Here is a 14,647-nt window from a genome sequence, read left to right as displayed (position 1 = left end):
GATCATACACGACTTATGCCATTTTATATATAGAAAAACGATATCGATATACGATAATATTAGCGCATCCAAACAAGTGGTAAGAAACTCAAGCTCACGAGGAGATTTCTTGTGTCAGGTAAAACGATAACACCCCAACTGCAACGAGAGTTGGGAGTGCTAGGTGCAACCATGATGGGGCTGGGGTCAATTATTGGCACCGGCGTGTTTGTGAGCATAGGTATTGCGGCTGGAATTGCTGGACCTGCGGTGATTGTTGCAGTAGCACTTGCCGCTTTTGTCGCTACCTGCAACGGTCTGAACAGCGCCCAACTAGCTGCTAATCATGCCGTGAGTGGTGGAACATATGAATATGGGTACAAATATTTAAATCCTTGGTTTGGTTTTATAGCTGGCTGGATGTTTCTTTTAGCTAAAACAGCATCTGCTGCCACTGCTGCCTTAGGTTTTGCCAGTTACTTATTGACCACAACCAATTTAATGGGGCGTGGCTTGCTCGTTCCCACGGCTCTTTTCGCTGTCATCGTTTTTACGGCAATTGTCCTAAGTGGAATTCGGCGCTCTAACCTCGTCAATATTATCATCGTATCGGTGACATTGCTGTCTTTGGGTTTATTTGTCATTGTCTGTTTGCCGCGTGCTGTCACCGTCGGTGCTGAAAATCTAACACCCTTCTTCTCAGGGAATGCCGCATCAGTACTCCATGCTACAGCCCTAATGTTTGTGGCTTACACAGGTTATGGTCGGATCGCTACAATGGGCGAGGAAGCAAAAGAACCGCGAAAAACCATTCCTAGAGCTATGATTGTCTGTCTGCTGCTGACAATGCTGCTTTACATTACAGTGGCAGCAGTTGGCATTGGGGCAGTGGGAGCAGGTGTGTTGGGCAACGTGACTCAACAAGCACAAGCTGCACCTCTTGAAGTAGCCATTCGTAATGTTGCTGGTCCTGCTGCTGGTTTGGTTGTAGCGATCGGGGCGATGACTGCAATGCTAGGGGTGCTACTGAACTTGATTTTGGGATTGTCCCGTGTTGTACTGGCAATGGGAAGACGCCGGGATTTACCACGGTTGTTTGCCAGATTGAATCAGTCAGGAAGCACACCCGTTTTGGCAGTGCTGGTTGTGGGAGTTGCGATCGCAGGCTTGGTTCTGATTGGAGATGTGAAAACCACATGGTCGTTCAGTGCCTTTAACGTTTTAATTTATTATGCAATTACGAACTTTGCAGCACTGCAATTGTCACCCGAGGAACGGCTTTATCCTAAATGGATAGGTTGGGCGGGCTTGGCTTCCTGTGCGTTTCTAGCCTTTTGGGTAGAACAGCAAATTTGGTTGGTGGGTTTAGCGTTGATTGTTGCTGGACTCATCTGGCGTACGGCAGTACAACTATTAACACAAAATTAGTATTTTGTCAACAAATATTTAGAGGATTTATCAGTTCTATTAAATAGATATCTTGTGGGATGGGCATCTTGCCCGTCCGTAATAGCTAACTCCTAATTTTTTGGCATACTCAGATAGCTTCATGACAACAACCAAAGATTGCTGTCAACTAGTCTAGCATATCTGCTGATGTCTGCTAATATTTGCTAATATTTTCATGAACTTGTTTTAATACCATTTTGAAAAAAGAATGTGACAAATAGATTTTGTAGAGACGCTTCAAACAGCGCGTCTCTACGTATGGATGTGTTGCAAATATTTTTTCAACCTAATGGGCAACGAGGTGTCAATCTCTATTCGTCGTGAGCAAAGCGGTGGAAGAGGAAATCAAGGGCGTGGTTCCGCAGTTTGTAGTATTCTGGGTCTTCCATAATCCGAGCGCGATCGCGGGGACGAGAGAAAGGAATGTTTAAGATTTCACCGATTTTAGCAGCAGGTCCATTAGTCATCATCACCAAACGGTCTGCTAGGAATAGTGCTTCATCAATGTCGTGAGTAATCATCAACACTGTGCATCGCCGTTCGTTCCAAATTTTCAATAATTCTTCCTGTAATTCTTCTTTGGTAATCGCATCTAACGCTCCAAAAGGTTCATCTAAGATCAAAACTTGCGGACGAATCGCCAAAGCTCTTGCAATAGCAACCCGTTGTTTCATCCCCCCAGATATTTGTGTCGGCTTTTTGTCGGCTGCCTCTGTGAGTCCCACCAGTGCTAGATGATCGCGTGCAATGGCTGACTTCTCTGCCCTTGTTTTATTTGGGAAGACGGCATTAAGAGCCAAGTAAATGTTTTCAAAAGTAGTCAGCCAAGGCAACAAAGCGTAGTTCTGGAAAACCATCATCCGGTCTGGGCCTGGTTGGGTGATGGGTTTGGAGCCGAGCAATACATTTCCATGGGTTGGCTTGGTAAATCCTGCAACCATGTTCAGCAGTGTTGATTTGCCACAACCCGAGTGACCTATAACGCAGATAAACTCTCCTTCATGCACTGTGAGGTTAACGCCTTGTAGTACTGTAAAAGGACCTTTTGGCGTGGGGTAGATTTTAGAAACTTCTTCAATGAGCAAGAAAGGATTGGAACGGCTACGTGTTGTAGACTCTCTTGATGTTTCCGTGTAAGTCAAAGTCCGGTTGTGCATATTTATTTTGGATTTTTGATTTTGGCTTAAGAAGTGGTAGAGATGCTTTAAACAGTGCGTCTGTTAATTATTCGTTGCTCCATAGTTTTCAGATTTTGGATGATGGGGTTACTCCTTGGAATTTCCGCATTAGCTATATCAGTATTCCCAATCCAAAATCTAAAATTCTTAGGCAGCCACTGAAGAACGTGAGTTAATCACAACTTCTGCCACTGAAACATTGCGTTTGATATCCAAACTATTGAGATAGGCAATGGGGTCATCAGCATTAAACACAGAGCCATCGAACAACTGGATAGGACCGCGATGATACTTGATATCAAGCAGACCTAGTTCTCGTGCTGCGGTACTGAACACATTGACTCGACAAACTCGTTCGAGGATTTCCATCCAGTTCCGGGGGAAGGGGATATCGCCCCAACGTGCCATTTGGGTCATCATCCACAAATGTTCCGTGCGGCTGGGACGATTAACGCCATCTCCGAAAAACAGATGATGGGCATACTGTCGCATTGGTTGTTCTAGGCTACAAGCATAGGAGTTTGGATCGCCAAGTTGGATGTATTCCTCATTGGTACTGACATACTCACGCCGAGATAAAATTTCACGAACTTCTTGAGAATTTCTCTCATCAGTGCAGTATTGACAAGCTTCTAATAAGGCTTTGACGAGGGCTACATGGGTGTTGGGATATGCTGCTGCCCAATCTTCACGGACTCCTAAAACTTTGCCTGGATGTCCTTCTAAAATTTCTAAATCTGTAGCGATGGTAAAGCCAATACCTTCTGTGGCTGCCCGCAAGTTCCAAGGTTCGCCCACACAGTAACCATCAATACTTCCTGCTTGCAGGTCAGCGACCATTTGAGCCGGAGGAATAGTTTTGAGGGAAACATCGTGGTCAGGGTCAATACCACCGGCTGCTAACCAGTAACGCAGTAGTATGTTGTGCATTGAGGAAGGATGAACCATCCCCAGAGTATGGCGTTGATTTGCAGACTTTTGCAGCACTTGTTTGAAGTCTGCTAGAGTATACACCCCCTGGTCATAAAAACGTTTATCTAGGGTAATGGCATTACCATTGCGGGTGAGAGTCAGGGCGCTCACAACTGGCACAGGGCGACCGTCATGTCCTCCCACAGTCAACCAAACTGGCATTCCACCAGGCATTTGAGCAGCATCTAAATATCCGCCAGTAATGCCATCGGTAATTCCACGCCAGCTGGATTCGCGCACCAAGGACACTTCATCTAGACCATACTTGGTAAAGAAGCCTTTCTCTTTAGCTACAGCTAGAGGAGCGCAGGCAGTCAGAGGGAGGAAACCAATTTCGAGGTTAACTTTTTCTAAACCGTGACGGGCGATAACGGCTGTTTTCCTTGCCCTAAGTTTCTTAATTCGTTTTTGTTGATTGAGGAAGTAAATCATCTCACTCCGCAAACTGTAGTAGCTGGGATGTTCTACCACTTCCATGCGCTTGCGAGGACGAGGAATATCCACTTCCAAAATGTCTCCAATCTTGGATTCTGGCCCATTTGTCAGCATCACAATCCGGTCGGACAACAGCACTGCTTCATCGACATCGTGCGTCACCATGACGGCAGTGACTTCGTTTTCCTGACAAATCTGCATTAACTGTTCTTGCAGGTTGCCTCGCGTCAGTGCATCTAACGCTCCAAACGGTTCATCTAGCAAGAGTAATTTTGGACGAATTGCTAAGGCACGAGCGATCGCCACTCGCTGTTTTTGTCCACCTGATAACATTCCTGGCTGTTTATCAGCATGAGGACGCAACCCCACCATATCGATATGCTTTTCTACAATTGCCTTGCGTTCACCCGCAGGCAATTCATTCATAACTGAGTCTACCGCAAGGGCAATATTTTCTCGTACTGTCCGCCAAGGCAACAAAGAATAATTTTGGAAAACCACCATCCTCTCTGGACCAGGTTTAGTGATTCTTTGTCCTTCTAGAGTCACGACACCCTCAGTTGGCAAATCCAGACCGGCAATCATATTTAATAAGGTAGATTTCCCACAACCTGAGTGACCAATGAGAGAAACAAATTCTCCTTTTTTAATTTGGAGGTCTATTCCTTTGAGGGCAATATATTTACCACCATCGGTTAAGGAAAAGACTTTATCAATTTGATCAACGGCAACAAAAACACTCATTTGTCCTTTGTCCTTTGTTATTTGTTATTTTTATTTGTTATTTCTTATTTGCCCTTTGCCATTTACTAATGACTAATGACAAAGGACCCTTTGGGTTCGCCAGTCGCCTGCGGAGGGAAACCCTCCTGCAGCGCTGGCTCACTAATGACTATTTCTGTTCTTCTGGCAAAATTCTTGACTGTACCCAAAGCATCGCTTTGTCAAGTATCAAGCCTACGACACCGATGTAGACGAGAGCCAAAATAATTTCACTGACTTTGTTATTTTGATAGGCATCCCAGATAAAGAAGCCAATTCCAACGATGCCGGACATGATAATTTCTGCGGCAATAATTGCTAACCAAGCCAATCCAATCGCAATCCTTAACCCTGTAAAAATGTAGGGTAGAGCAGAGGGTATGAGGATATTGAAGAAATAATCTCGACGAGAAAGTTGCAGAACTTTGGCTACGTTGTTGTAATCTTGGGGAATTTGCTTTACGCCCACTGCTGTATTTATCAAAATGGGCCAAATTGCCGTGATAAAAATGACGAAAAGGGCAGATGGTTCGTTTTGTCGCAAAGCAGCAAGAGCAATCGGTACCCAAGCCAGAGGGGGTACAGTTCGGAATAATTGGATCATTGGATCTAAAGCCTTGTACATGACTTTATTTGTACCAATCACAATACCCAAGGTAATACCGAGAATTGCCGCCAATGAGTAACCAATCGCTACCCGTTGTAAGCTTGCAAGAATCTGCCAAAATAAACCTTTGTCTATTCCGCCTCGGTCATAAAAGGGATACAAAATCAGTATCCACGTGTCTTGCACCACTTGGATAGGTCCTGGTAGTGTTGCTCCAGGAGTCCAAGAAAACAACTGCCAAATAACTAAAAAGATGGCGATCGCTGCAATTGGCGGAATAAGATCGGGATATTGCTTTTGCAGACGGGACAACCAAACATTCTGAACAGTATTTGCGCTATTGCGTCTTTGCAGCGTTACCATTATTAGAGTCCTCCTGAAATATCGCGTCTAAACTTTGACTAAACTTTGACTTTTTTAATTTTGAGGCTCTGCAAGTAAGCCTTAGGATTTTCTGGGTCAAACTTGATGCCATCAAAAAATTCTTCAACTCCACGAGATGTACTGGTGGGAATATCAGCAGCAGCAACGCCCATTTCTTTGGCGGCTTCTCTCCACAAATCCTCGCGGTTAACTTTATCTATAAGGGTTTTGGCATTTGTTAGGGTATCCTCTGGCAGGAAGCCCCAGCGCACGCTTTCTGTTAAAAACCAGAGGTCATGGCTCTTGTACGGATAGGAGACGTTACCTTTTTCATCTTTCCAGTACAGAGATGCCATTTTTTTATCGTTAATGGTGCGACCATCGCCCATTTCGTACTTGCCCATGAACGGACCGTCCAGAACGTCTGCAGGCACATTGAAGTAATTCCGCCCTGCAAGGATTTGAGCGAGTTCTTTTCTGTTGTCAAAATTGTCACACCATTGCTGCGCTTCAATGAGACCCTTTAAAAGGGCTTTGGTCGCTTTTGGATGTTTGTCAACCCAATCTGCCCTCATGGCAAAGTATTCTTCTGGATGGTTTTTCCAGATTTCTGCGGTTAATGCCGCCATGAAGCCAATCTTATCTTTGACAATCCGGTAAGGCCAGGGGTCACCCGTACTAAAGGCATCCATCGACCCCGTCTTCATATTTGCAACTGTCTGAGCTGCTGGTACTGTCAGGAGTTGAACATCACTGTCTGGATCAACACCCGATGCAGCTAACCAGTAGCGAATCCAGAAATCCTGATTGACTTGTGGGAAGGTGTAAGCAGCTTTGAAGGGAGCTTTTGCTGCTTTTAACTGAGCAAAAAATGTTTCCTTACCAGCAATCTGTACGCCAAGACCCTTGCCCAGATGCTTATTTGCGATCGCAATTCCATTACCTTGGGTAATCAACTGAGCCAAGACATACATGGGTATTTTTTTGTTGCCTTTGGTGATGCGCCCTTCTGAAATTTGATAGGGCATGGGCATCTGCCATTGACCTCCATCAATACCACCTCCAGCAGCCCCAATTTCTATGTTGTCCCTTGCCGAACCCCAGTTGGCTTGCTTGGATATATCAACATTGGTCATGCCGTACTTTGCAAAGAAGCCTTTTTCTTTCGCAATAATAAAGGGAGCAGCTTCAACAATGGGGATATACCCTAGCTTGACCGTGGTTGTTTCTGGTGCATCTGCTACACTGACATTGGTAGCAGTAACTTGTTTTGTTTGAATTGTGTTACCGGTTTCCGGAGGGTTTCCTAAACACCCCTTGAGGAATACAGAACCCACCGCAGAAACTCCAGCTGTTAACAGAAATTTACGTCTAGAAAATTGATTAGAAAATTCAGTCATAAACTCTCTTTTTGCTAATTTCAATTGTTTTTGGTCAAGTGAATCAGGGCAACAGAACAATTGTGTTCCTTGCTATCGCGGTTATGTATATGTAATGTGAAAACTATGACAGCCTCAATTACATTAACTAGAAGCTTCTGGGTGACTTAACTCATCTGTTGAAGATAAATTTATCACCTTTTCAAAAGAAATTGTTAAAATTTCAACGTGATTGTTAAATAAATATTATATACCTACCATAAGCAAATACTTATTCGCTCGCTTACCATCATTTAACAAAACTTATCCATAAAGACAAGTTGATAATAACTATTGAATATGATTGATGATACTCTTCATATGCCAATAAGTAAATCGCCGTAAAACATTTTTCTATGTAACGAAATGTAAAGCCAACGAATACCTTAAAAATAGGTCATTCCACAGTTTTTACAAAACTAAACATACATTGGTTTTATCGTGCCGACTTACTTACAGTTCAGATAAGCATTAGCCTATAAACGTGGTAACTTGTGCAAAACCGGGTTTCTTTGCCTTCAGCTATCCTTCATGGAACTGTATTGTTTCATATCCAATTCTTTTCATAAATAAGTTATTCATAGAATCCCATTTATAGCAACTATAAGATTTTGCGTATGAACATACGTGACTTGTAGAGGGCTGCCAAAGCTGCTATCAAGTGCTGTATGTTGAACTAAAATACGGAAATGCAGAGGAATATGAAACAACATCCGCTATTTGTTAATCGAGTAGCAGTACTAGCAACTATGCATCACAAAGAGAAAGTGATTGCTCCAATTATTGAACAAGAGTTAGGAATAAAAGTCATAGTACCGCAAGATTTTGATACAGACCGTTTTGGTACATTTACAAGAGAAGTTAAAAGGACAGGAAACCAAATCGAAGCAGCAAGGCTAAAAGCAGAAAAAGCCTTGGATGCCACGGGTGAGACTTTGGCGTTAGCTAGCGAAGGTACATTTGCTCCTCACCCTATTAGCCCGTTTATACCTTGTAATCGGGAAGTCGTCCTTTTATTAGATAAAACGAATGAACTAGAAATTGTCGGTCAAGAGTTGTCTATTGAAACAAACTTCAGTCATAGGATTGTAGAAAGTCTTCAAGAAGCACAAGATTTTGCAGATACAGTTGGCTTTCCTGAACATGCCCTAGTCGTCATGCTCAGTTCTTCACCAAAAAGTCAAGATGAAATTATCAAAGGTATTAAGACAACAGAAGAACTTGTGGAAGCAATTGAATTTGCTTTAAACAGTTCCGAAGATGGCAAAGTTTATATAGAAACAGATATGCGTGCTCTATATAACCCGACTCGGATGAAAAATATCGCAAAAGCTACCCACGACTTAGTCAGAAAACTAAATAATGCCTGTCCCAACTGTTCCTGTCCAGGTTTTGAATTAGTTCAAAGGAAAAAGGGATTACTGTGTGCGTATTGTAACTTGCCAACAGAGCTAACTCTGACAGCAATCTATAGATGTCAAAAATGCGGATTTTCTGAAGAAGTCTTTTTCCCAGATGGATTGCAAAACGCAGATCCATCTCAATGTATGTATTGCAATCCCTAATACAAATTATTAAAGATTTTACAAAAAGCAATCTCCCACGCTTTTCCACAGGTTAATCCGGGTATGGTCGCTTGACTATGTTACTAGGAACTATGAGGGAATTTTGACACTCACCGCCCTAAAAGTGCGGTGATTCTTCGCTCAACGACTCAGCTTGCTTTGATAGGATTACTCCAACCAAAGTAGAGGCTAAATCTCCCGAAGCGTTCGGGTCTATAACCCAAGTTCCCACATGCCCTGTGGTACTCAAGGCTAATTTCAGAATATTGATGGCAGCATTCCAGTCTCTGTCTAACACGAACCCGCATTGGCAAACGTGAGTTCTCGTAGACAGAGACTTTTTGATTAGCGTGCCACAACTAGAACATTCTTGGGACGTATAGGCAGGGTTGACTGCAACTGTTATCTTGCCGAACTTGACCCCAAAGTATTCCAGCCATTTTCTGAACTGATACCAACCTGCATCATTAATAGATTTGGCGAGACAGTGATTTTTAACTAAATTCCTAATCCTCAAATCTTCGTAGGCAACCAAATCGTTAGATTGGATTACGCAACGTGCCACTCGCTTGGCATGTTCTTCACGCTGCCTACTTATTTTGAGGTGTACTCGCCCTAACTTATTAATGGCGCGCTTCCGGTTGGCAGAGCCAATATTTTTACGAGAAACACGCCGTTGTCTAAACTTCAGCCGTTTCTCACCAATTCGATAAAACTTTGGATTCGGCTCGGTATGACCATTGCTATCGGTATAGAATTCTTTGAGTCCTACATCCAATCCAATGTTCTTGCCTGTTGGTTGCACATCCTGTACTTCGTTCTCTGTTCTAATGAGAAATTGAACGTAGTATCCGTCAGCCCGATGCACTAACCTTACTCGTTTTATCTGCTCTAGTTGATAGAAGTTTAAATCCCACGTTCCCTTAAGTTTAAGCTTGCCAATTCCTTTTTTGTCAGTGAAAGTGATTTGTTTGCAAGTTTCAGATAAAGACCACCCAGAAGTTTTGTACTCGACTGAACGGCAATTTTTCTGAAAGCGTGGATAGCCCTTTTTCCCCGGAATAGATTTTTTGCAGTTATCGTGTACCCTTGCTATTGCACTATAGGCTCTTTCGATAGCCGCTTGGCAAGCGCTAGAGTTCAGGGCTTTAACAAACGAGAACTCCTCTCTGAGCGTTTTGCTAAGGCGATACAGTTCTTTCTGTCCTACACCTCGGTTATCCATCCAGTGACGAATAGCCTTGTTGCGAACAAATTGAGTCGCTCTAATCGCCGAATCTATCGCTGCATATTGAGTTGTTTTTCCCTTAGCCTTAAACTCTAGGACGATCATTTGCGTGGAAAAAACCTACGCAAAAATCATACCACGAATAAAGCTGCCCTGGAAGGGCAGGGCTTTAAACCCAATTTTTCGGTAAATTCTCAGTTCTGTACCAATTCTCCATAACAATACGCTTAATAATTACCCCCCGCCGAACGCGTCCCCCCGCGAGTTCGGGGGGAGTACAGGGGTGTCGAATAAAGCTCAACTTCATAGAGATAGAGAAATGGTATGGGTACTGCGTTCTTCTGAGAAACCCCTGTAAAGAATTCAGAAAATTAATGTAAAAACTATAACATATAAAAAGCCGTACAAGTATGTATTTGGTAAAGTATAGGTAGAATTAAAAAGACAAGAAGCGATCGCATATCATTCAAAGCGCTCATTATCGATTAACTACTATGGAAGTTTTAGAACTCAAACGCGAAGTCGAAACGTTGTCTCATCGCCTGGGTAAAACCCAGGACTATCTTTGACATCCCTGCACTTAGCGCTAAAATTCAAGATTTGGAACAAATAGCAGCCCAACCAGAACTGTGGGATGACCAAACGAAAGCACAGGAAATACTGCAAGAACTTAACGACCTGAAAGCACACCTGCAACAGTATCACCAGTGGAAAGCTTCTTTGGAAGACACTAGGGCAGTGTTAGAGCTGTTGGAGTTAGAAACAGATGAAGGGCTACTGCAAGAAGCCGAGTCTACTGTCACTAAGCTCAACCATGAACTTGACCAATGGGAGTTACTCCAGTTGCTTTCTGGTCCCTATGATGAAAAGGGAGCTGTACTGACAATCAACGCAGGTGCTGGTGGGACTGATGCTCAAGACTGGGCTGAAATGTTGCTGCGGATGTACACCCGTTGGGGAGAAAACCACGGCTATAAAGTTCAGTTAAATGAGCTTTCCGAAGGTGATGAAGCGGGAATTAAATCTGTCACTGTAGAAATTACTGGGCGCTATGCCTACGGCTACCTGCGTTCAGAAACAGGTACACATCGCCTAGTGCGGATTTCACCTTTCAATGCCAACGGGAAGCGGCAAACCAGCTTTGCTGGCGTGGAAGTGATGCCCCAGATAGATAACACCATCCAACTGGAAATTCCTGAAAAGGATTTGGAAATAACTACAACTCGGTCTGGTGGTAAGGGCGGACAGAACGTCAACAAAGTAGAAACCGCAGTGCGAGTTGTTCACCTTCCCACTGGTATTGCCGTCCGTTGTACAGAAGAACGCAGCCAATTACAAAACAAAGAAAAAGCCCTCGCCCGCTTGAAGGCAAAACTGCTAGTGATTGCTCAAGAGCAACACGCTAAAGAAATCGCGGAAATTCGTGGTGATATGGTAGAAGCCTCTTGGGGAAACCAAATCCGCAACTACGTTTTTCATCCTTACCAAATGGTGAAGGATTTGCGAACTGCTGCGGAAACAACTGCGATCGCGGATGTGATGAACGGCGAAATTGATATGTTCATCCAAGCCTATCTCCGCCAAGAGAACCAATTAGTAGAGGCTTCTGCGTAACTTTGAATGAGGGAGATGAGGGAGATGAGGGAGATGAGGGAGATGAGGGAAGAAACATCCTCCTTATCCCCCTCATCCTTCCCTAAAGCCGGCAGAATGGCAACTTGATGTTATAAGAACTGTTACATTATTAGAAGACTTTGTTACAAAAATATTATGAGCGATTCTCCTTCTACCGAACCTCGACCTAGCTACGTGAAACTTGCAATGCGAAACATGGTGCAGAAGGGCGGCACCTCCGTGAAGCATTTTGTACTGACGACTGTAGGGCTTTTAGCAGTCCTTGTAGGTCTTGCTTACCTGACTCGCTAACGACATCATACGTAAGCTTAGGAGACTTTGTAGACAAGTGCAAGTTGAACTGTATGTACAGGATTGTTATCATGAGTTATCCCAACCGGAAGCTGTAGGCTCTGGTAACACGGATGCCCAAATTGCAACTGAAACTTGGAAAAAGTGGTTTGAGTGCTGGTTAGAAATATTACAAGCGAGTATTCCGCCAGCGCCAAAATATGAAGTTGGACTACGTTTAACAGATGATGCTGAAATGCGAACGCTTAACGCCCAGTATCGTCAGCAGAATAAACCCACAGACGTTTTATCGTTTGCGGCGTTAGAGGTTTTGCCTCAGCTACCAGAAATCGACGCCGATGAAGCGTTGTATCTCGGTGATATTGTTATTTCAATCGAAACAGCACAGCAGCAAGCTCAACAGCAGGAACACCCTTTGCCAACGGAGCTAGCTTGGTTAACGGCTCATGGGTTATTGCATCTTTTAGGTTGGGATCATCCAGACGAAGAAAGTTTGAGCCAAATGCTAAAACAGCAAGTAATATTACTGAAGACAATAGGTATTGATATTGACTTTGAATAGTGATTGCTGACTAGCTTTTAAGTGTTATTCTGTATTTAATATCTAACATTGTTTGGTTAAAAAGAGCTGATAAGTTCATTTATTTATTAAGATCCGCTAAAATCCCCTCCTCACGCACTTTGGTGTTTGATTTTTATGCCTATGTCTCAACAAGTTTCGTCCCCAGCACAAGTTTCATCTCCACCAGCGCCAAACTCCTTAGAAACAGTTGTGACTAAGCAACGTCCCCTGTCGTGGCAAATAGCCTCTAATTTATTTGTGAGTTTTAAGTATGCTTGGTGTGGAATTAGCTACGCTTTTCTAACTCAACGCAATTTTCGCATTCACGTTGTTGTCGGTGCTTTAGCTATTGGCTTGAGCATTTTTTTACATCTTAAGCCTGTTGAAATATCGGTTATTGGCATAACGAGCGGTTTAGTTTTGGCGTTGGAGTTACTGAATACAGCGATCGAGTCAATTGTCGATCTAACAGTTAAGCAGACCTACCATGAATTGGCAAAAATTGCTAAAGACTGTGCTGCTGGTGCTGTGCTTGTCTCGGCTTTGGTCGCGGTGCTAGTCGCTGCTACACTCTTACTTCCTCCCCTGTTCGCTTTAGTTTTGTCGGCGCATTCTTGAGTGCTGAATGCTGGAGATGCTATTTGGGCAGCTTCAGACAGGGTGCACTTAAACTTTATAACGATTTTTTAAATTCACTGGATACGACTTATCGTGTCTGTATCAAGATGACTTAAACTGCGATTAAAATCTTTTGGTGACAGTCAATCACAATTATCTGATTGCTAAAAACCAGGAGAAATCAACTTTGCTTATAATAATCGATAATTACGACAGCTTTACCTATAATTTAGTCCAGTATCTGGGAGAACTGGCGGCTGAGTTCCCAGTAGCAACTGATATTAAGGTTTTTCGTAACGACAAAATCACCATAGATGAAATTCGTGCGCTACAGCCAGATGGAGTCGTGATTTCTCCAGGACCTGGTCGCCCAGAAGATGCGGGAATTTCCCTGGATGTGATTTCTCACCTTGGATCAAGCGTGCCAATATTAGGCGTTTGCTTGGGGCATCAAAGTATCGGTCAAGTGTTTGGCGGTAAAATCATTTCTGCGCCAGAGCTGATGCACGGCAAAACTTCACCGATATATCACACAGGCGTAGGAGTCTTCAGTAACTTAGAAAATCCGATGACCGCAACCAGGTATCATAGTTTAGTGATTGAGGGCGATACTTGTCCAGATGTGCTGGAAATAACTGCATCGCTTGAGGATGGCACAATTATGGGAGTGCGACACCGGAACTATCCTCACATTCAGGGCGTCCAATTTCACCCAGAGAGTGTCCTGACAACTTCAGGGAAGCAGCTATTGCGAAACTTTTTGGAACAATTGCAGTCTCGAGAGATGAATCCATGAAACGACGACAGTTATTGGGTTACGCAGGGGCGGGATTAGTAACAACGTTGGTTACTAGCTTGGGTTCCGACCTTCAAGTGAATGCCCAATCTGGCGGTTCATTATCAATTCAGTGGTTGGGTCATACTAGCTTTCTGTTTACTGGTGGCGGAGTAAAAATTCTCACAAATCCCTTTCGGACAATTGGCTGTACCGCCGGTTATCGTGCGCCAAAAGTTGCGGCTGATTTAGTGCTCATTAGCAGCCAGCTGCTGGATGAAGGTGCTGTAGAAGACCTTGCAGGAAATCCCAAGCTTATTTACGAACCTGGAGCTTACGAGTTTAATGGCATTAAGTTCCAGGGAATTGCCATAAACCATGACCGCAAAGGTGGTAAGCAGTTTGGTATAAATACCGCTTGGCTTTGGAAGCAAGGGGGAGTTAGCATCCTTCATTTAGGAGGAGCCGCCGCACCCATTTCGATTGAGCAAAAAATTCTGATGGGGCGTCCTGATGTGGCGTTAGTCCCTGTGGGAGGCGGTCCAAAAGCTTATAATCCTCAGGAAGCTAAACAGGCAATTCAAACCCTCAATCCCAAGATCATTATTCCTACCCATTACCGTACACAAGCTGCTGACACTGCTAATTGCGATATTTCGCCATTGGATGACTTCCTGACGGTAATGAATGGAATGACAGTACGGCGTAGCACGAGTGACACACTCACTGTTAGCTCTGGTAAATTACCAGATAATGGTGCTATTCAAGTTTTGAGTTATAAATATTAACAATAACTTGCTGATTGTGGGG

Annotated in this window: 13 protein-coding genes; 8 read left to right on the top strand and 5 right to left on the bottom strand. The window is 43.6% G+C overall.

The features are described 5' to 3' along the window. The first annotated feature begins 111 nt into the window (after nt 1-111). Nucleotides 112-1,407, top strand: coding sequence for an APC family permease (locus AACT52_RS21860; protein ID WP_073633351.1), 1,296 nt, complete (start codon nt 112-114; stop codon nt 1,405-1,407). A 332-nt stretch (nt 1,408-1,739) separates the two neighbouring features. Here AACT52_RS21860 and AACT52_RS21855 read toward each other — a convergent pair whose 3' ends face one another. From AACT52_RS21855 to AACT52_RS21840, 4 genes are all read right to left on the bottom strand, one after another. Continuing rightward, nucleotides 1,740-2,585, bottom strand: a complete 846-nt coding sequence (locus tag AACT52_RS21855) for a nitrate ABC transporter ATP-binding protein (RefSeq protein ID WP_073633350.1) — start codon at nt 2,583-2,585, stop codon at nt 1,740-1,742. Nucleotides 2,586-2,753: 168 nt separating this feature from the next. Continuing rightward, nucleotides 2,754-4,757, bottom strand: coding sequence for an ABC transporter ATP-binding/substrate-binding protein (locus AACT52_RS21850; RefSeq protein WP_073633349.1), 2,004 nt, complete (start codon nt 4,755-4,757; stop codon nt 2,754-2,756). 148 nt (nt 4,758-4,905) lie between these two features. Further along, nucleotides 4,906-5,745, bottom strand: coding sequence for a nitrate ABC transporter permease (gene ntrB, locus AACT52_RS21845; protein ID WP_073633348.1), 840 nt, complete (start codon nt 5,743-5,745; stop codon nt 4,906-4,908). A gap of 38 nt (nt 5,746-5,783) precedes the next feature. After that, on the bottom strand, nt 5,784-7,145 hold the full coding sequence (locus AACT52_RS21840; protein WP_073633347.1) for a CmpA/NrtA family ABC transporter substrate-binding protein: 1,362 nt from the start codon (nt 7,143-7,145) through the stop codon (nt 5,784-5,786). Nucleotides 7,146-7,864: 719 nt separating this feature from the next. Here AACT52_RS21840 and AACT52_RS21835 point away from each other — a divergent pair. Continuing rightward, entirely contained in the window at nt 7,865-8,728 is an 864-nt protein-coding gene (locus AACT52_RS21835) for a DUF6671 family protein (protein WP_073633346.1), read from the top strand. A gap of 118 nt (nt 8,729-8,846) precedes the next feature. On the opposite strand, the gene AACT52_RS21830 is transcribed toward AACT52_RS21835, so the two are convergent. Beyond that, nucleotides 8,847-10,061 carry an RNA-guided endonuclease InsQ/TnpB family protein gene (locus AACT52_RS21830; protein ID WP_073633345.1) on the bottom strand — a complete coding sequence of 405 codons (1,215 nt, stop codon included), beginning with the start codon at nt 10,059-10,061 and terminating at the stop codon, nt 8,847-8,849. A 389-nt stretch (nt 10,062-10,450) separates the two neighbouring features. On the opposite strand from AACT52_RS21830, the gene prfB reads away from it, so the two are divergent. From prfB to AACT52_RS21800, 6 genes are all read left to right on the top strand, one after another. Continuing rightward, a protein-coding gene (gene prfB / locus AACT52_RS21825) for a peptide chain release factor 2 (protein WP_096549389.1) occupies nt 10,451-11,570 on the top strand; the annotation gives its coding sequence in 2 pieces (ribosomal slippage) (nt 10,451-10,522 and nt 10,524-11,570; 1,119 coding nt in all). A 156-nt stretch (nt 11,571-11,726) separates the two neighbouring features. Further along, a complete protein-coding gene (locus AACT52_RS21820) occupies nt 11,727-11,882 on the top strand; it encodes a DUF3285 domain-containing protein (protein WP_071838507.1) in 156 nt (51 codons plus the stop codon). Between the two features lie 37 nt (nt 11,883-11,919). Then, a complete protein-coding gene (ybeY, locus tag AACT52_RS21815; RefSeq protein WP_073633343.1) occupies nt 11,920-12,444 on the top strand; it encodes an rRNA maturation RNase YbeY in 525 nt (174 codons plus the stop codon). A 141-nt stretch (nt 12,445-12,585) separates the two neighbouring features. Continuing rightward, on the top strand, nt 12,586-13,062 hold the full coding sequence (locus AACT52_RS21810; RefSeq protein ID WP_073633342.1) for a diacylglycerol kinase: 477 nt from the start codon (nt 12,586-12,588) through the stop codon (nt 13,060-13,062). 187 nt (nt 13,063-13,249) lie between these two features. Further along, nucleotides 13,250-13,858: an anthranilate synthase component II gene (locus AACT52_RS21805; protein ID WP_073633377.1), complete on the top strand. Its 609-nt coding sequence runs from the start codon at nt 13,250-13,252 to the stop codon at nt 13,856-13,858. Beyond that, entirely contained in the window at nt 13,855-14,625 is a 771-nt protein-coding gene (locus tag AACT52_RS21800; RefSeq protein ID WP_073633341.1) for an MBL fold metallo-hydrolase, read from the top strand. Before AACT52_RS21805 ends, AACT52_RS21800 begins: the two co-directional genes overlap by 4 nt. Nucleotides 14,626-14,647: the final 22 nt, after the last annotated feature.

It is taken from the genome of Scytonema sp. HK-05, assembly GCF_963872035.1.
In the GTDB taxonomy this organism is placed as follows: domain Bacteria; phylum Cyanobacteriota; class Cyanobacteriia; order Cyanobacteriales; family Nostocaceae; genus Kalymmatonema.
Note: the sequence above shows the minus strand (reverse complement) of the source record. Positions and strands in the feature narration are given on the sequence as shown.